General features: G+C 54.5%; 19 protein-coding genes. 5 read left to right on the top strand and 14 right to left on the bottom strand.

Features of this window, described 5'->3' with window-relative positions:
- Positions 1–124, bottom strand: a 124-nt coding sequence (locus tag ROA7450_RS20845) for a 3-keto-5-aminohexanoate cleavage protein (protein ID WP_200812974.1), incomplete at its 3' end; no start/stop codon positions are given.
- A gap of 16 nt (positions 125–140) precedes the next feature.
- Entirely contained in the window at positions 141–2,087 is a 1,947-nt protein-coding gene (locus ROA7450_RS19130; RefSeq protein WP_085807567.1) for an acetoacetate--CoA ligase, read from the bottom strand.
- A gap of 107 nt (positions 2,088–2,194) precedes the next feature.
- Between ROA7450_RS19130 and ROA7450_RS19125 the strand changes: the two genes are divergently transcribed.
- Positions 2,195–3,148, top strand: coding sequence for a GlxA family transcriptional regulator (locus tag ROA7450_RS19125; protein ID WP_085807566.1), 954 nt, complete (start codon positions 2,195–2,197; stop codon positions 3,146–3,148).
- Positions 3,149–3,151: 3 nt separating this feature from the next.
- Here ROA7450_RS19125 and ROA7450_RS19120 read toward each other — a convergent pair whose 3' ends face one another.
- Positions 3,152–4,078 (bottom strand): ABC transporter ATP-binding protein, encoded by a 927-nt coding sequence (locus ROA7450_RS19120; RefSeq protein ID WP_085807565.1) that lies wholly within the window; start codon positions 4,076–4,078, stop codon positions 3,152–3,154.
- Between the two features lie 74 nt (positions 4,079–4,152).
- On the opposite strand from ROA7450_RS19120, the gene ROA7450_RS19115 reads away from it, so the two are divergent.
- Positions 4,153–4,332 (top strand): zinc-finger domain-containing protein, encoded by a 180-nt coding sequence (locus tag ROA7450_RS19115; protein ID WP_085807564.1) that lies wholly within the window; start codon positions 4,153–4,155, stop codon positions 4,330–4,332.
- Positions 4,333–4,432: 100 nt separating this feature from the next.
- Here the strand turns inward: ROA7450_RS19115 and ROA7450_RS19110 are convergent, their stop codons facing one another.
- From ROA7450_RS19110 to smpB, 11 genes are all read right to left on the bottom strand, one after another.
- Entirely contained in the window at positions 4,433–5,203 is a 771-nt protein-coding gene (locus tag ROA7450_RS19110) for an amino acid ABC transporter ATP-binding protein (RefSeq protein WP_085807563.1), read from the bottom strand.
- 14 nt (positions 5,204–5,217) lie between these two features.
- Positions 5,218–6,504 (bottom strand): amino acid ABC transporter permease, encoded by a 1,287-nt coding sequence (locus tag ROA7450_RS19105; RefSeq protein ID WP_085807562.1) that lies wholly within the window; start codon positions 6,502–6,504, stop codon positions 5,218–5,220.
- Position 6,505: 1 nt separating this feature from the next.
- Complete coding sequence (locus ROA7450_RS19100; RefSeq protein WP_085807561.1) at positions 6,506–7,783, bottom strand: amino acid ABC transporter permease; 1,278 nt, start codon at positions 7,781–7,783, stop codon at positions 6,506–6,508.
- 123 nt (positions 7,784–7,906) lie between these two features.
- On the bottom strand, positions 7,907–8,926 hold the full coding sequence (locus ROA7450_RS19095; protein WP_085807560.1) for an amino acid ABC transporter substrate-binding protein: 1,020 nt from the start codon (positions 8,924–8,926) through the stop codon (positions 7,907–7,909).
- 206 nt (positions 8,927–9,132) lie between these two features.
- Entirely contained in the window at positions 9,133–9,849 is a 717-nt protein-coding gene (locus ROA7450_RS19090; protein ID WP_085807559.1) for an ATP12 family chaperone protein, read from the bottom strand.
- A complete protein-coding gene (locus ROA7450_RS19085; protein WP_085807558.1) occupies positions 9,846–10,535 on the bottom strand; it encodes an HAD-IA family hydrolase in 690 nt (229 codons plus the stop codon). Before ROA7450_RS19085 ends, ROA7450_RS19090 begins: the two co-directional genes overlap by 4 nt.
- Positions 10,532–11,575 (bottom strand): RluA family pseudouridine synthase, encoded by a 1,044-nt coding sequence (locus tag ROA7450_RS19080; RefSeq protein WP_085807557.1) that lies wholly within the window; start codon positions 11,573–11,575, stop codon positions 10,532–10,534. Before ROA7450_RS19080 ends, ROA7450_RS19085 begins: the two co-directional genes overlap by 4 nt.
- A gap of 29 nt (positions 11,576–11,604) precedes the next feature.
- The gene (locus tag ROA7450_RS19075) at positions 11,605–12,789 is read right to left on the bottom strand and encodes an amino acid aminotransferase (protein WP_085807556.1); all 1,185 of its coding nucleotides are present in this window, start codon (positions 12,787–12,789) and stop codon (positions 11,605–11,607) included.
- Positions 12,789–13,649, bottom strand: coding sequence for a 3-mercaptopyruvate sulfurtransferase (gene sseA / locus ROA7450_RS19070; RefSeq protein WP_085807555.1), 861 nt, complete (start codon positions 13,647–13,649; stop codon positions 12,789–12,791). The genes ROA7450_RS19075 and sseA overlap by 1 nt, the downstream gene beginning before the upstream one ends.
- A 103-nt stretch (positions 13,650–13,752) precedes the next feature.
- On the bottom strand, positions 13,753–14,028 hold the full coding sequence (locus ROA7450_RS19065; RefSeq protein WP_085807554.1) for a hypothetical protein: 276 nt from the start codon (positions 14,026–14,028) through the stop codon (positions 13,753–13,755).
- Positions 14,029–14,143: 115 nt separating this feature from the next.
- Entirely contained in the window at positions 14,144–14,620 is a 477-nt protein-coding gene (gene smpB / locus ROA7450_RS19060) for an SsrA-binding protein SmpB (protein ID WP_085807553.1), read from the bottom strand.
- Between the two features lie 176 nt (positions 14,621–14,796).
- On the opposite strand from smpB, the gene ROA7450_RS19055 reads away from it, so the two are divergent.
- From ROA7450_RS19055 to ROA7450_RS19045, 3 genes are all read left to right on the top strand, one after another.
- Positions 14,797–15,300 (top strand): SRPBCC family protein, encoded by a 504-nt coding sequence (locus ROA7450_RS19055; RefSeq protein ID WP_085807552.1) that lies wholly within the window; start codon positions 14,797–14,799, stop codon positions 15,298–15,300.
- Positions 15,301–15,394: 94 nt separating this feature from the next.
- Positions 15,395–16,321, top strand: a complete 927-nt coding sequence (locus ROA7450_RS19050; protein ID WP_085807551.1) for an ABC transporter ATP-binding protein — start codon at positions 15,395–15,397, stop codon at positions 16,319–16,321.
- A complete protein-coding gene (locus ROA7450_RS19045) occupies positions 16,318–17,079 on the top strand; it encodes an ABC transporter permease (protein ID WP_085807550.1) in 762 nt (253 codons plus the stop codon). Before ROA7450_RS19050 ends, ROA7450_RS19045 begins: the two co-directional genes overlap by 4 nt.
- The last annotated feature ends 90 nt before the right edge of the window (positions 17,080–17,169 follow it).

Raw genomic sequence — 17,169 nt, 5'->3', positions numbered from 1 at the left:
CCTCGATCGCCGATGTCGCAATCTGCTCCGGGCTGCGCGGCACATGCGGCGACTTATCCTGCGTTCCCCCCGAGCCGGTCACGGCACAGGTGATGAATACTTCGCGGTTCATGGTCAAAGGCATGACAGTCTTCCTTTTGTCAGGCTGAAAGGTCGGGGTGATGTGCGAAATGCTCGAGCGCCTGCGGGTTTGCGAGGCCAGAGAGATTGCGCACAGCTTGGTTGTTGATCACATCGCGCACGGCCAATTCGGCAGTTTTGCCCGACTTGGTGCGCGGGATATCCGGCACTGCGATAATCTTTGCCGGCACGTGGCGCGGGGATGCGTTTTTGCGAATGTCAGTTTTGATTCGGGTGGTCAGTGTGTCGTCAAGCGTTCGCGCACCATCCAGCGTGACGAACAGCACCACGCGCACATCATTGTCGATGTTCTGGCCCACAACAACGGCGTCGCTGACGGCATCAATCTTGTCGAGCTGGCGGTAAATTTCGGCCGTACCAATCCGCACCCCGCCGGGATTCAAAGTGGCATCCGAGCGGCCCAGCACAACAAAACCACCATTGTCAGTGCGAATGGTAAAATCGCCCTGACGCCAGATGTTGGGATAAGTGTCGAAGTAAGACGCGCGATAGCGGGCATTGTCAGGATCATTCAAGAATCGCGTCGGCATCGACGGGTGTGCATTGCGGCAGACCAGCTCCCCGGCTACGCCAGACACTGGCTGACCATCCTGATCCAATGTTGCCACATCCAGCCCTGACGTGGCGCAAGGGATTTCGCCTTTGTACACCGGCAAGGTTGGGCAACCGCCAACAAACGCCCCAAGAATATCCGTGCCACCACAGATCGACGCCAGCTGAACGTCGGCCTTCCAATCCGTATAGACATGCTCATAGCCATCTGGCGAGAGAGGGGAGCCCGTCGAAAGAACGGCCCGCAAAGCCGACAAGTCATGTGTTTGAACTGGGCGGGTTCGACGTTTCAAAGACGCATCGATATATTTGGCTGACACCCCTATGTGAGTCAGCTGCTCGTCCTGCGCCAGATAGAATAGGCGAGAGATATCGGGATACATCGGATTGCCGTCGAAAAGAACGATGGTGGCCTCGGACGCCAGCGCCGCCACCATCCAATTCCACATCATCCAGTTGCAGGTGGTGTAGTAAAACAGCCGGTCGCCGGGATTCACATCACAATGCAACTGCTGCTCAACCATCAGGCGCAACAAAGTGCCCCCGCCGGAATGCTCGATGCACTTGGGTTTGCCGGTCGTGCCCGACGAAAACATCACGTAGAGCGGATCTCGGAAGCCCATTGGCTCGCAGGTTAGTTCTGGCGCGTCCGCTTGTTTGAAATCTTCGTAGGCGATCATACCTTCTGGCAAGTCCGTCACTTGCTTCGCATAGGTCCAGACCACGATCTGTTCAATTGACGGCACCCGCTCAGCCACGTTGGCGATGGCGTTGCGGGTCTCAAACGTTTTGCCGCCATAGAAATAGCCATCAGCGGCAAACATCAGTTTCGGCGCGATCTGATCAAAGCGATCAACCACCACATCCGGGCCACTTTCCGGCGTGCAAGATGACCAGACCGCCCCAAGGGACGCGGTTGCCAGCATCGCGGCCACAGTTTGCGGCATGTTGGGCACATAACCCACAACGCGGTCACCGCGACAAATGCCGCGGGCTTTCAGCGCGGCGGCCAATTCTTCCACTTCTCGCTTCAGTTCGGCGCGTGTCCAACTCATGCGCTGCCCGTTCTCACCGACAAAGACGATGGCCTCACGTGTGTCGGCATTCTTAAGAAACGTCTCGACAATATTCAGCTTTGCATTGGGAAAAAACTGCACCTGTAGTGGGTCGTTGTGATGGACGTAAGCGACATCACCCGGATCACCTTCGAGACCACAAAACTCCCAGGCCAATGACCAAAACGTTGCAGGACCACTAACCGACCAAGCATGCAGATCACTGTATCCGGAAAATTCAACACCTGTGCGGACCTCGGCCTGCGCCTGAAATTTAGACAACAAGAGGTTGGGGCATGCCGAAAGAGTCGGCTGCCAGAGCGGGGCGGTCGCAGTCATGGTTCGTTTCGCTACTTTGGTGGGCGCGTCGGTGGGGCCCGAAGCTGGCAAAACCTATCGCGACGTAAAGATTGACCTAACTACATTTTTCGCCATAATTTATACAAATGTCGTCAAAATCAACACATACATTCGAATTCCTCCTGTTCGACGGCTTTTCAAACATGGTGCTGGCCAGCGCAATGGAGCCATTGCGAGATGTGAAGTTCAGGTCGATTCATGGGGGTGTTGACTGGGTCACTTCCACGATGGACGGTGGACCAGTGTTGAGCTCGAGCGGCCTACAAATAACCCCAGACCAGAAATTTGACTATGGACGTGAAGGACGCAAACTGGTGGTGATCGCTGGATATCAGGCGCGAAAGGCCCTGACCTCAGAAACCGGGCGAATCTTACGGCGCAGTATCCGGCACTCAGAGCTGATCTTAGCATTGGACACCGCCCCATGGTTGCTGGCGGAAACCGGGGTACTAGATGGGCATAGCGCCACGATCCACTGGCAGGAGTTAGATGCATTTGAGGAAGCATTTCCCAAGGTCACTGTTTCGACTTCACGGTTTGTGCGCTCGGGGTCATTTTTAACCTGCGGTGGGGCCAGCGCCGCGTTGGACACGATGCTTGACCTTATTCACCAATTGTTTGGATCGGCAGCTGCCTTCGATGCCTCGACCATGTTTGTCTATGACGCGGCCATTCAGAACGAGATGAATCGGGGCGCAGTGCGTTTTCGCGAGAAAGGCTCGCCCAAGGTCCTAGCCGCGCTGAATGTCATGGCGGAAAATGTCGAAACACCGCTGTCGACCTTTGATCTGGCAGATCGGGTGTCATTATCAGAACGGACCTTGAACCGGCTGTTCATGCGCGAATTGGGTATAACACCCGGGAAATACTACAAGCTCGTGCGTCTTCAACGCGCCCGTTATCTGGCGGAAGAAACCCTTCTGAGTGCGGAACAGATTGCACTACGCTGCGGGTTCTCTTCTGCCTCGTCCCTGAGCCGCTCGTTTCAGAATATATTTGGCCTGTCGATGCGTAGTGTTCGCGTGCCAGAGCAAGTCTGAGACCTATTTCCGAGTCAACTTCAGGAACACATCCTGCAGATCCGCCTGCTCGGTTTTGACGTCTCGGATGCGAATACCGGCGTCCCGAACTGCGCCCAGAACCGCCTCGGCTGAGGTAACTCCAGATTGATATGTCACCGCAATGGCGCCATCGGCGCGTTGCTCCACCTGCAGGCCTTCGGTCTCGGGCAGGGTTTCGGGTGCATTGTCCGGCTGGATGATCATCGTCTTGCTGTCGAGCTGACCCAGCAAGTTCGTGGTGCTGTCGCGGGCAACCAACTCGCCGTGATTGATGATGGCGATTTGGTCGCACATCTCTTCGGCCTCTTCCAGATAGTGGGTGGTCAGGATGATGGTCATACCCTGCTGGTTCAGCTTGCGCACGTTTTCCCACAGCATCTGGCGCAGTTCGATATCAACGCCAGCGGTGGGTTCGTCCAGCACCAGAATATGCGGGTGATGCACCAAGGCCTTGCCCAGCAGCAGCCTGCGCCGCATCCCACCAGATAGCGTGCGGGCATAAGCGTTGGCCTTGTCCTCAAGTCCTATCAGACGCAGGATTTCGTCGCTGCGGCGCTGTGACTTTGGCACGCCGTAAAGCCCGGCCTGCACTTCAAGCGCTGCACGTGGGGTGAAGAACGGATCAAGATTGAGTTCTTGTGGCATCACACCAATGGAGGCGCGTGATTGGCGTGGATTCACATCCTGATCAAAACCCCAAATCGTGACATGGCCTTCGGTTTTTGTGACCAGCCCCGCCAGAATGTTGATCATGGTGGATTTGCCGGCGCCGTTCGGCCCCAGCAGGCCAAAAACAGACCCCGCAGGAATATCCAGATCGATGCCCTTGAGCGCGTGCTTCACAGTTGCCCCCCGGCTGCCGCCGTAGGTTTTCTTCAAACCGCGAATTTCGATGGCATTTGAACCCATTGCTGCCCTTGCCCCTGCGTTCCGGATCACTCATATTCGCACCTAGTGGAATTGTCGGCAAAAGGGAACGCCTGATGGCTACTGAAGCACCGGAAACCAGAATTGTAGACAGCTATCGCGTCGCGTGCGACGGCGGCGAAGGCGCATTGGGTCATCCCCGTGTGTATCTGCAAATTCCGCGCGAGACCGGTTTTGTCGAGTGCCCTTATTGTGACGCCAAACTGGTGCACAAGGATCATCAGAGCACAAACTGATCGACGTCAATCACGACAACCCAACTCCCCTTCTCTATCGTAGATCCAAATGAAAACGGCGGGGAAATCCCCGCCGTTCCTAAGAGTTATGAACCTGTTCTTAGTGCCCCAGGATCTGGCTGAGGAACAGTTTGGTACGTTCTGATTGTGGGTTATTGAAGAACTCTTCGGGTTCGTTCTGTTCCACGATCTGACCCGCATCCATAAAGATCACGCGGTTCGCCACCTGACGGGCAAAGCCCATCTCGTGCGTTACGCAAAGCATGGTCATGCCCTCTTCGGCCAGCTCAACCATGGTGTCGAGAACCTCTTTGATCATCTCGGGGTCAAGCGCCGAGGTCGGTTCGTCAAACAGCATGATGCGCGGGCGCATACACAACGAACGGGCGATGGCCACTCGCTGTTGCTGACCACCCGAAAGCTGACCGGGGTACTTGTTGGCCTGATCCGGGATCTTCACCTTTTCCAGGAAGTGCATCGCTGTTTCTTCGGCCTCTTTGCGGGGCGTCTTGCGCACCCAGATCGGCGCCAGCGTGCAGTTTTCCAAAATGGTCAGGTGTGGAAAGAGGTTGAAGTGCTGAAAGCACATGCCAACCTCGGACCGGATTTTGTCGATGTTTTTGATGTCCGAAGACAATACCGTGCCATCAACAGTGATCTGACCTTTCTGGTGCTCCTCAAGCGCGTTGATACAACGGATCAGGGTCGATTTGCCGGAGCCCGAAGGCCCAGCAATCACGATCCGCTCCCCACGATTCACTGTCAGGTTGATGTCGCGCAGAACGTGAAACGCCCCGTACCACTTGTTCATATTTGTGATCTCGATGGCAACCTCGTCTGAGACGCTCATCTGTTGTGCTTGTTCGCTCATGTCACAAACCTTTCTTAATGATGTCCACGGTGAAGCTGGCGCTCCAACCATTGTGAATATTGGGAAATGCCGTAGCAAATGACGAAGAACAGGAAGACAGCAAACAGCCACAGCTCCCAGTAAACTCCATTCCACTCGGTCGAGGCAAGAATCGGACCGCGGATCATACCGACCAGATCGAACATCGAAATGACCGAAACCAGCGTCGTATCCTTAAACAGGCCAACTGCGACGTTCACGATTCCAGGGATCGAAATCTTCAGCGCCTGCGGCATGATGATCAGTCGGGTTGCCTGCGTATAATCAAGTCCCAGACTATCAGCCGCTTCGTACTGTCCTGTTGGCAAGGCTGCTAGGCCACCCCGGATCACCTCGGCGATGTAAGCCGACGAGAACATGGTGATCATGATGATCACGCGCAGGATCAGGTCAAAGTTCGTGCCCGGAGGCAAGAAGTAGGCCAGAACAACGTTCGCCACAAACAGCAAAGTGATCAGCGGAACCCCACGAATGAATTCGATGAAGACCACGCAGATCCACTTGATGATTGGCATGCTCGACTGACGGCCAAGCGCCAGCAAAATCCCGATTGGCAACGACAGTGACACGCAGACCACACCAAGGATCATGTTGAGCATAAAGCCCCCCATATCCCGCGAGGGGACCGCTTCGAGCGCTAGAACACCAGATGCAGCTGAAGTCACGAAACCGGACAGGGCCCAAATGACCGCAGCACCAATAATTCCGCCCAATGCCGCCATTGCGAAACTTTGTGCCTCTAAGCGAGTGAAGATGATGTAACCGACAATAAAGCCAACCAGCACCAAAACCGGTATCAGGATCGTTCCGCCCCAGATCAACCAAAAGGCCAAGAATGGATACAGACCTGTGAAGATTAACATCTTACGCGGCAAGGCGATGAACAGTACCGGTGAAACCGCCACAAACAGCAAGATGAACGCTAAAGTAGGACGCCAGTATTGATCGTCCGGATATTTGAATCCGAACAACAACTGGTGCCAGCGCTCGGTCAGAACCGCAAAACAGCCACCTGTTTTACCCTGCAGGATTTCACGACACTCTGCCAACGAATTCGAAACCCAAACGCCATTGGCGAACCACGGAAATGCTCCGGTTACGATTTTGATGACAAAATAAATCGCGACAAGCGTCAGCAGTGAATTGAACCAGCTCGAAAACAGGTTATCGCGCATCCATTTGACAATGCCGGATTGCGTTGCAGGCGGGGCCTGCTCTGGCAGCATCTGTTCGCGTACATAGAAGATATCTTTGTTATCCATCTTAACGCTCCTTCAGCTTAACGGCATTATTGTAGGCATTCATGATTGCGGAAATGCTCAGACTAATCGTCAGATAAAACAGCATCAGCATCAGCACGCATTCAATCGCTCGGCCGGTCTGGTTGAGCGTGATACCCCCCAAAGTACCAGTAATATCCATGTATCCCACCGCAATCGCCAGAGACGAGTTTTTGGTCAGGTTCAGATATTGCGAAATCAGCGGCGGGATGATCACCCGCAACGCTTGCGGCAGAATCACAAGGTTCATGATCCGGCCCGGGCGTAGACCCAGCGATGCCGCAGCCTCGGTTTGGCCTTTGGAAATGGCCAGAATACCCGCGCGCACGTTTTCCGCGATGAAGGCCGCCGTGTAGATCGACAGGGCGAACCACAATGCAATCAGCGAGTTTCGCAGATATATCCCGTCATCAATTGGTTTGAGCTTTCGGCCTGTCAGTGTCGGCCCATCGAGATAAAAGCCCAATATGATCAGCAGGGCAATCAAAGGCACAAACCAGATCGCCAGATTGACCAGTGATGTATTCGGGCGAACACCCGTTTCTTGCTGAACTTTGTTGGCATGCTTTGTCCAAGCGCGTGCGCCAAAGAACGACGCCATCAGCACTGCAATGATCGCCACGAAATCAAGGCTGACATCAAATCGCAGGCTATGGCTGCCAAACAGGCTGATTTCACCCAAAGAGCGCGAGAACATCGGCTCAGAGAACCAGACCCCTTGCTTGGTCACTGCCAAGGTATTGAACAATGCGAAGGTGTTTTCTGGATCATCACCGTGGAAGCTGCGCATGTGCGGCAGGCTGGCGGTAAAGATCGCCATGATGATCAGGATCCAGATCAGAACTGGCACATTGCGGAAGATTTCCACATAGATGGCCATGATCTTGGCGACCAACCAGTTGTTGGACAGGCGCAAAACACCGACGGTCACACCGATGATGGTGGCCGTGAAGCAACCCAGAACGGCGATAATCAACGTGTTGATCAGGCCTAGGAATGAGGCGCGTAAGTGGCTGTCCTGACTGTTATAATCCAGCAGGCGTTGGTTGATATCGTAGCCCGCAGGCTCGCTCAGAAATCCGAATGAGATATTCAGTCCAGCTTCGCGCAAGTTGTTCACAAGGTTTGAACCAAGATAAGCGAAAAACAACACCAGTAAGATCAGCGCAATGAATTGGAACGTGTATGATCTGTATCGGGTGTCGTTGATCAGCTGCGATAGCTGAAATCTCTCGACCGGAGGGTCGGATAGTGTCGACATAACGGTGTTCCCCGTAGGATCCATTTTTATTGAGTACGGTTTAGTCCGCGACTTCGGTTATGGATCTGTTTTTATTATCGAAGAAAAAAGGGCGCAGAAACTGCGCCCTTCGAGTGCTACATATTAGCGGAATGGTGGCGAGTACAGCAGACCACCGTCTGTCCACTGACCGTTCAGGCCACGTGCCAAACCAACTGGAGTGTTCTCACCGATGTTCTTCTCAAAGAGTTCACCATAGTTGCCGCCAGCACTGATCGCTTTTTGCGCCCAGTCAGCATCTAGGCCGATCATCTCGCCCAGGTTGCCTTCGGTGCCCAGCAGGCGGTTTACTTCTGGGTTGTCGCCAGCAGATGCCGACAGATCCGCAATATTCGCGCTTGTCACGCCCAGCTCTTCAGCTGCGATCAGAGCGTTCAGAGTCCAACGAACTACGTCGCCCCACTCATTGTCGCCGTGACGGACCAGTGGGCCGAGAGGCTCTTTCGAGATGATTTCAGGCAGCAGAACGTGATCACCTGGGTTCTCGAATGCGGCACGTGTCGCTGCCAGACCGGATGCATCAGTTGTGTAAACGTCGCATGCGCCTTCCAGATACAGCGGCTGGGCTTCAGCGTTTGTCTCAATAGGCACTGGCTCATAGCTAATGTTGTTCGCGCGGAAGAAGTCCGCCAGGTTCAGCTCGGTTGTTGTACCGGTTTGGATGCAAACAGTCGCGCCGTCCAGTTCTTTAGCCGAGCTTACGCCCAGTTCTTTTGGAACCATGAAGCCTTGGCCGTCGTAGTAGTTCACACCAACAAATTCAAACTTCAGGTCAACATCGCGGCTGAAGGTCCATGTGGTGTTACGGGCCAGCATGTCGATCTCGCCCGAGGCCAGCGCGGTAAAACGTGTTTTACCAGTGGTTGGAACGAATTCAACGGCATTTGGATCACCCAAAACAGCGGCAGCTACAGCGCGGCAAACGCCAACGTCAAAGCCACCCCATTCGCCATTTGCGTCAGGTGCAGCAAAGCCAACAAGACCAGTGGTCACACCACAGTTCAGCTTGCCGCGCGCTTTGACATCATCAATTGTACCGGCGGCTGCGGCGCCGGCTGCAAGGCCAGCAACTGTCAGCGCACCAAGAAATACGGATTTTTTCATTTTTACCTCTTCCTGATTTCCCGCCCTATAGTGGGCGGTTCATACGACACCCGGTTAAAAGTGCCGCAAATAACACCGAAACGGACGTTTTGCCGCATCGGTGACGCTAAGTTTGTGTAGATTCATCACAAAACGTCAAGCCCTGTATCAAGAAAATCGATCAATAAGGCGAACAGTTTACCTAGCGTAAAACCGAATTCAGGGGATTATTCTGATGCGCGCGCAAGATTATGAAAGTTTTTCGCCGCGACAAAGGCAGATTCTTTCAAAGCGGCCTGCTCCTGCGCTTCTTCGTCAACGCCCCATTGCTCGGCCTGCCATGTCTCATCGATGCGAGACAGCTGCCATAAATCTTCGACACGACGATGGTCTTTCAATGCGGCAAGTCCGATCACCAGCGATCCAGAGAGACCAACCAGATCGTGAAACGCCGTCAGTGTGAAAGCATCCATCGCGTGAACATGATCCGACAGCAGCTTTAGGGACTGCGGGTTCTGAGGCGCATGCATCACACCTGACACAGGCAGCAACCGTACACCAAAGGTATCGTTCGTCCAATCCAGCAGCGGATCCCACGCCAGCGCCTGCCGCTCTACCAATTCAACCGGGTTATCGGCGCGGTAACAGGTAAGATCTGCGTCACCGTAGGCTGCAATCAAATCCGCCACTTCGGCATGCTGATGGGTCACCTTATCAATCGCCGCATTCGCGGCGCGCGTCACTGGCATGATGTTTGGGTTGATCTCACCCTGTTGCGCGTCCCACTCCACGGCGATTGCATCAGCCAATGCCCGAGAGGGAACGATCAGAGCGGCCTTGGCCGGGGTTTTGACTGAACGGCCATCCAGTTCCACACTAAAGCCACCCTCAGTTTCAACAGCTTCGGCCTTTTCCCAAAATCGTTTAGCTTTCCATGCGCTCATGCTGACACGCTCCACAATTCATCCAAAGCTGCAACCACATCGGCAAAATCACTGATTAGAATGTCCGCGCCCGCTGTCCGTAAAGCGCTTTCCGAATGATAACCCCAAGTCACACCCAAGGTGCGGAACCCTGCGGCACGACCCATTTCGATATCGAAGCTTGTATCGCCAATCATCACGGCATTCTCTTTGACTGCGCCTGTGTCAGAGAGACAGGAAAGCAGCATCGAGGGGTGGGGCTTTGACGGATGAAGGTCTGCAGTTTGTTTCGTCACAAAGAACCCAGCCAGATCATGCGCCTTAAAGGCATGATCAACACCACGCATCGCCTTGCCGGTGGCCACACCCAGCAACACCTCATCACGTTTGTGCAGATCCTCCAGCGCCTGACGTGCACCGGGATAAAGTGGCGCGCTGGCTTCACCGCCGCGCTCGGCGCGCAGCTTTATGAACATGTCTTTGTATTTTTGGGACGCCGCGCTGACCCGGTCCTCGGGGAGGTTCGGCTTAAGGCGCGAAATCGCCTCGAACAGCGACAAGCCGACGATGCTCAGAATTTCACTGCGGGCCGGGACATCCAGCCCCATATCAACAAAGGCCCGCGTCATCGCCTCAACAATGAAGTCCTGACTGTCCATCAGAGTACCGTCCATATCGAAAACGGCCAATCTTAGCGGAGCGTTCATTGCAGTTTCTCAAACGGGTCATCAGCGGCCAAATCTTCAGTCCAACCAAAGGTATCCCAACTGTGTGCCATATGGTCGGGCAACGAGGCCGTCACGGTGATCTGTTTGCGGGTTACCGGATGTTGGAACGCCAAGCTGCGAGCGTGCAGGTGTAGTTTCTTGCTGATGACACCGCCCAACTGTGCGCCCCAACCGTCGCCCATGTTTTCTTGACTTGATCCACCATATTTACCGTCGCCCACAATCGGGTGCCCGATCGCGGCCATATGCGCGCGCAACTGGTGGGTCCGGCCTGTGATGGGCTCCATTGCAACCCAAGACGCACGCCCCGCAACACGGTAGAGAGTCGCATAATGTGTATGCGCGCGTTTTGCGCCAGGGGTGTCTTCAATATCGCGCAGATGCACAGGGATCATTTTTTCACCCTCACCCTGCTTGCCGTGCCCCGGAGCCTTAACCAGACCGGTTTTGATCTCACCCAAATAAGGTGTTGGCACCCCGGCAACCAGCGCCCAATAAATCTTGCGCGTATCACGGTGCCGGAAGGCTGCGGTCAAACCTTTGGCCGCAATCTGTGTTCGAGCCAATAGCAAAACACCGGTGGTGTCCTTATCCAACCGGTGTACTAGTCGCGGTTTTTCATCCAAATCAAACCGCAGGGCTGCGGAAAGCCCGTCAACATGACGAGTCTGCTTTGACCCACCCTGCACCGGAAGACCCGGAGGCTTGTTCAGCGCAATGATATGATCGTCACGGTAGATCACACAAGATTGGATCATCTTAGCATCAGCCGGGCTGACATATTCGTCCCGCCGCGCTGGCGTGCTATCTGCATCCGGCAGGGGCGGAACACGGACTTGCTGCCCCGCCTCCAGCCGCGTTGCCGGTTTGACCCGGCCGCTGTCGACACGCAGCTCGCCCTTGCGGCACATCTTTTCGATGCGGATTTGCGACAGATGCTCGAACTTGCGGCGCAACCAGCGGTCCAGCCGCTGGTCTGCCTCGTCGTCCGAGACGGTGATGATCTGTACCCGGCTCATGCGTGGCCTTTCTAATCCGCTAAGGGGGCTTAACCGCCCGCCTCGATGATGGCACGCGCCAGAACCGGCACAGTCTGTGCATTCAGGCCCGCCACATTGATACGCGAGTCGCCGACCATATAAATGGCGTAATCCGCGCGCAGACGCTCCACGATCTCAGGGCTCAGACCCAGTCGTGAGAACATGCCGCGGTGCTGTGCGACAAAACCGAAACGGTCTGAGTTTGACAGCGTACGCAATTCATTCGCCAATTGCTGACGCAGGGACAGCATGCCCAAGCGGGTGGCTTCCAACTCTTCGAGCCAATCGGCGCGCAGGGCATCATCGCTGAGCACTAAGGTCACCAGACGCGAGCCGTGATCGGGTGGAAAGGAATAGTTCTGACGGTTAAGATAGGCGAGGTTGCCCTGTGTGGTGGCCTGAGCCGAGGCGTCCTGAGACACTGCCACCAACAGGCCGGTGCGTTCGCGGTAGATCCCAAAGTTCTTCGAGCAGCTCGCCGCGATCAGCGTTTCCGGGCAGCTTGACGCCACTAGACGGGTTGCCGCTGCATCTTCATCCACACCGTCGCCAAAACCCTGATAAGCGATGTCGACCATCGGGATCAGGCCCTTGCTGTTCATCAGATCTACGACCGCCTGCCATTGTGGCAGGGTCAGGTTGGCGCCAGTTGGATTGTGACAGCAGCCGTGCAGCAACACGACATCACCCGCCTGCGCCCCGCTCAGATCCTCGACCATGCCATCAAAATCAACGCCACCTGTGGCCTCGTCAAAATAGCGGTAAGTGACCGCTTCAACATTCAGGTGCTTCAGGATGCTCAGGTGATTTGGCCATGTCGGGTTCGACACAAAGACACGTGCCGACGGGTTGGCCATCTTGATCAGTTCGAACGCCTGACGCACCGCGCCGGTGCCACCGGGTGTAGCCACAGCCGCCACCTGATTGCGCTTGACCGCATCGGCCAGCACCAGATTGATCATTACGTCGGAAAACTGCGGATCACCCGCCAGTCCAATATAAGCCTTGGTCTCTTCCGCATCCCACCAGCGACGTTCGGCTTCCTTGACCGCGCGCATGATTGGCGTGACACCTTCGGCATTTTTGTAAACGCCAACGCCTAGATCGATCTTAGTATCACGCGGATCGTCACGATAAAGCGCAAGCAGAGCCAGAATTTTGTCAGCAGGTTGCTGGGTGAGTGTGTTGAACATCAGGTATCTCCAGAGGTGGCAATCGGCAAAGTGGGGAAGGCCCCCCATTCCGTCCAAGAGCCGTCGTATAATGCGTGGTCGGATTTGCCGATCCGTTCCAAGGCCAGATTGATCACCGAAGCGGTCACACCAGAGCCGCAAGACGTAATCACGGGCTTTTTTAAGTCAACGCCCGCCGCCTCAAACACAGCGCGCAAAGCGTCAGGGTTTTTCATCGTGCCATCAGCATTCAGCAGGGTCTTGAAGAACACGTTCTTCGCGCCCGGAATGTGGCCACTGCGAATTCCAGAACGCGGCTCGGCCTCGGTTCCCGCAAAGCGGCCCGGTGCGCGTGCATCCAGAACTTCATGATCGCCGAGTTTTGAGGCGGATGACACCTGCGTAACATCCCGCACCATCTGATGCTGCTGTTTCACGGTCATATGCCGGTCGCGAATCACGGGCGGCTGGTTGTCAACCGGATGCCCTTCGGCCACCCATTTCGGCAGGCCACCGTCCAGCACAGCGATGTTTTCCTGCCCCATCAGGCGGAACAACCACCAAACCCGCGCCGCCGAGAACAACCCGTGCGCATCATAGACCACCACCTGATGGCCATCGCCCACGCCCATCGCCCGCATCCGCGACATGAATTTTTCGACCGGCGGCACCATATGTGGCAGGTCCGAGCGCAGATCGCTGATCTCATCAATGTCGAAAAAACGCGCATTTGGGATATGGCCAGCTTCGAATTCACTACGACCATCACGCCCCTCAGAGGGCATGAACCACGTCCCGTCCAGAATGCGCAGGTCAGGGTCTTTCAGGTGATCGGCCAGCCAGCTGGTCGAAACGAGTGTTTTAGGATCATCCTGGGCCATTGAGATTCTCATTTAAAGATCAGGCCCTGACCTACAACCATGCCCCCTTAAGAGCAAGAGCAGGCCCCCTGCAGAGACCTGCGAATTCGCACCAAATCGGCAGTTATTTGACCAGCGCCTTCTTAATGACACCGATGATCACCATCACCACTGCGCCACCGACGCCGCCCGTGGCTAAGCTGCCGATGATATCCATGACCATGCTACCACCTGCGGCAGCACCACCGACACCGATCATCGACAGTAATTGGCCACCCAATCCGCCGCCCAGAATTCCAGCCAATGAATTGCCCAACGTGCCCAGATCGTATTTCTTCAAAATGCTGCCTGCAACGTTGCCGCCCAACGCACCGGCGATCAGATTGAGAATCAACTCCATGGGAAAACCTCCTGCTCTTTTTCTTCACGGGTGGGCGATGTGAACCCATCCCTGCCTCTGTTACTTCTTCAGATTAGCAGGGGTTCTACAACACAGATAAGGAAAAAATACGGCGCTATTCCCCGTGGCGAAGCAGGCGCTGCTTTTGGCGGCCCCAATCGCGTTTGGCCTCATTCGCGCGCTTGTCGTGGGTCTTTTTACCCTTGGCGATGCCAATCTTGAGTTTGGCCAAACCCTTATGATTGAAGTAGAGCACCAGCGGCACTAACGTCATGCCTTTCCGTTCTGTCGCTTGCCACAGATTTGACAACTCTTTCTTAGACACCAGAAGCTTACGTCGGCGCTTTTCCTCGTGCGGAAACATTTTCGCCTGCTCGTATGGCGCAATATAGGAGTTGATCAGCCACAATTCCCCGTCATCAACCGTGGCGTAACTTTCGGCGATGTTGGCACTGTTTTCGCGAAGTGATTTCACTTCGGATCCTTGCAAGATCACACCACATTCGATGTCATCCTCAATCGCATAATCATACCGCGCCCGTCGGTTCTCGGCGATGACCTTGTAGTTTGGGTTTTCTTTTGGCTTGGCCATGGTCCGCGTCCTGTAAGATCTGAAATGCTTCAATCGGCAAGCCGCATAGATAGTCGGAGTTCTGGCTAAGTCCAAGAGGAGACTTGTCCTAGCAAAACACTGCTCTTCTTAAGACAGCTTGGCGAGGCTCAAACCATAACGTAAGTATAGGCCAACAGCAGACGGAGTATCCAAACATGCAAATGAACGGTGAACGCGAAATTCACGCTGCGCGTAGTATTGTGTGGGCCGCGCTGCAAAATCCCGAGGTTTTGAAAGCCTGCGTTCACGGCACTCAAGAGTTGACCGGCAGCGTCGAAGACGGTTTTGACGCAACCGTTCAACAGAAGGTGGGTCCGGTGAAGGCAACTTTCCGGGGTATCGTCACTTTCTCAGACATTGTGGAGCAAGAATCAATTACCTTGACTGGCGAAGGCAAGGGGGGGGCAGCGGGTCACGCAAAAGGCGCAGCCAAGGTTCACTTGTCTGACACCGAAGACGGAACGCTTTTGACTTATGACGTAGAAGCAAAAGTCGGCGGAAAGATTGCGCAACTCGGCAGTCGCATCGTCGATGGTTTCGCCAAGAAAATGGCTGATCGCTTCTTCACAAATCTGGAAGAGATAATCGAAGGCCCAAAAGAACATGACTCTGAAGAGGATGCCGAACGGAAAGGTTGGCTCAACCGGCTGATTAGTTGATCCTGTGCAATAGCGCAGGGTTGGTTCGGCAATTTTTCACCATTTCACCTTGTTGCAACTTCGCATAGTGTCCCCCGACGAAATGGAGAGACACATGCCGCCCATCGTTGATGTCCAAAACCTGCAAAAAACCTATAATGACGGCTTTCAAGCGCTAAGGGGAATCAATCTTGCCATCGAAGAGGGCGAGATCCTGGCCCTGCTCGGCCCCAACGGTGCGGGCAAAACTACTTTGATTTCTGCACTTTGCGGCATCACTACGCCAACTGGTGGTAGTGCCAAAGTTGGTGGACACGATATTCAATCGGGGTACCGCGAAACGCGCTCGATGATCGGGTTGGTTCCACAAGAACTGGCGTTAGAACCGTTTGAAAAGGTCATGAACACTGTTCGATTTTCGCGCGGGCTTTTTGGTAAGGGCCGTGATGACGCTTTGCTCGAGAAAATTCTGCGCCAGCTTTCACTTTGGGACAAACGCGATAATCGCATTCGCGAATTGTCCGGGGGAATGAAGCGCCGTGTTTTGATAGCCAAAGCGCTGGTACATGAACCGCGCGTGCTATTTCTGGATGAACCGACCGCTGGTGTAGATGTCGAATTGCGGCGCGACATGTGGGAAGTAGTCGAAGATCTTAAATCTCATGGCGTAACAATCATTCTAACGACACACTATATCGAAGAGGCCGAGGCCATCGCCGACCGCATCGCCGTGATCAGCAAGGGCGAGATCTTATTGGTCGAAGACAAAGAAGCGCTGATGAAACGTCTGGGGCGCAAGACCTTGCGCATCGAATTGAACGAGCCGGTGTCGAAAATTCCGGATGCGCTCAAAGACTATGAGCTTGAGCTTTGCCCAGAGGGCCTTAACCTGACGTATCAATATGATACGCAAAAACGCACCGGCATCACGCGCTTGCTACATACGTTGGCAAAAGAAGGCATTGCCCTGCACGACATTCACACCAGTCAATCCAGCCTCGAAGAGATATTCGTCGATCTGGTCAAGGAGGAAATGGCATGAACTTTTATGCGGTTTGGGCCATCTACGCCTATGAGATGAAGCGGTTTTTCCGCACATTGATGGAAAGTTTTCTGTCGCCGGTGATTTCCACCTCGCTCTATTTCGTCGTCTTCGGTGCCGCGATTGGCAGTCGCATTGCCGAAGTGGATGGTGTGTCTTATGGCGCGTTCATCGTGCCCGGTCTGATCATGCTCAGCGTTATGACGCAGGCGCTCAGCAATGCCTCCTTCGGTATCTATTTCCCGAAATTCATCGGCACGATTTTTGAGGTTCTTTCAGCCCCGGTGAATTTTTTGGAGATTGTGTTGGGCTATGTCGGAGCGGCGGCCACCAAAGCGCTGTTTGTCGGCGTTGTGATCTTGATCACCGCGAATTTCTTTGTCGATCTGGACATAAAACACCCTATCGCAATGCTGGCATTTCTAGTGATGATCTGTATCTCATTCTCGCTGTTTGGGTTCATCATTGGAATCTGGTCCGAAAACTTTCAGCAGCTCCAATTGATCCCACTCTTGGTCATCACACCCTTGGTGTTCTTGGGCGGTTCATTCTATTCTGTCTCTATGCTGCCACCATTGTGGCAGAAAATCACGCTGTTTAACCCCATCGTTTATCTAATCTCAGGGTTCCGCTGGTCATTCTTTGGCGTGGCCGATGTGCCTATCGCGCTTAGTGCGCTGGCAGTGGTGATCTTCTCTGGCATCTGCCTTGGGATTGTCTGGTTCATTTTCAAGACGGGTTATCGCCTGAAAAGCTGACACCAACCCAGCGTGACTTATTTGCCCATCAAACGTAACTTTTTGGTCAAACTACAAAGAACCTGCCCCTTGTTGCCTTGTCTGAAGCGG

This window comes from Roseovarius albus, from assembly GCF_900172335.1.
Lineage (GTDB): Bacteria > Pseudomonadota > Alphaproteobacteria > Rhodobacterales > Rhodobacteraceae > Roseovarius > Roseovarius albus.
The sequence above is the reverse complement of the archived record's forward strand: the minus strand, read 5'-3'. Positions and strand labels throughout refer to the sequence as shown.